The 880-nt window shown below is 39.4% G+C and carries 2 protein-coding genes; both read left to right on the top strand.

Going from position 1 to position 880, the window contains the following annotated elements; translation table 11 throughout:
• A partial coding sequence (locus tag J7R10_RS08295) for a hypothetical protein (RefSeq protein WP_208436443.1) occupies positions 1 to 512 on the top strand: 512 nt, incomplete at its 5' end.
• Positions 509 to 880: hypothetical protein (locus tag J7R10_RS08290; RefSeq protein WP_208436442.1), on the top strand; the 372-nt coding region annotated here is incomplete at its 3' end. The genes J7R10_RS08295 and J7R10_RS08290, both read left to right, overlap by 4 nt.

Here is an 880-nt window from a genome sequence, read left to right as displayed (position 1 = left end):
AGTATTTTGGGGGATGGAGTAATTCGAGCAAGAAGTACCAAAATCTGGTACTGAACTATGGCAATGATGGATTACTTATTAGTGCGCATAGCCGTGGTAGCTTAACAGTAGGTAACGGAATGCGTGACTTTGAAAAGCATGGCATCCACGGCATAGCAAAAAAAACAGATATCTATCTTTTTGGACCAGCTTATAATGCTCAAGATATGGCAAATACGCTAAATTATGTAAGCGATGGCGAAAAAAATTATGTCTACATACAAGGCCATGTCTTTGACCCCATTAGTACGGTGTTCGGTTACAATTGGCCTACTGCTTATAAGGTATCCTTGAAGTTCTCCTATTTATTATTTCCACTAGCAATTCCAATGATAGAGCAAGGGAAAGCACTAGGCGGCTATGATCCAAGTCCCCATAATTGTTATGGTGATGCGAGTTCTGAGTGTAAAGAAAGTTATGGTTCATTTACTTTTAAAAAAGTTCACTCAACGAAAACAGGGAATAAAAAATGAAAATGTTGTTTAATTTATTAAGTCTGCTTATTCTGTTAACTATCGCTGGATGTGATATATCCAATATTGACAAATCTCCTCGAGGAGAGACGGCTGTGTGGGAGAAGCCAGGAGCAGATTCTACTGAGGTAGGAAAAGCCTTGTTAGAATGTGGAATGCCGCACCTTAATTATCTTGAGGATGTAAATAGAAAGCTAAGCAACAATGCAATAGCAACAATTTATGCTTGTATGGTTCAAGCAGGATTCCGTAAGAAATCTGGTGGTCCATATTGGTGTTATAATTATAAAGACCTCCCCATCTGTCAGCCTGGCGCTGTCATCCCGCAACGAAGTGTCGAAAGGCGTTTAAATAGCCCGTTTTGTAAA

It is taken from the genome of Bartonella vinsonii subsp. berkhoffii ATCC 51672 (genome assembly GCF_902825225.1).
In the GTDB taxonomy this organism is placed as follows: domain Bacteria; phylum Pseudomonadota; class Alphaproteobacteria; order Rhizobiales; family Rhizobiaceae; genus Bartonella; species Bartonella berkhoffii.
The sequence above is the reverse complement of the archived record's forward strand: the minus strand, read 5'-3'. Positions and strand labels throughout refer to the sequence as shown.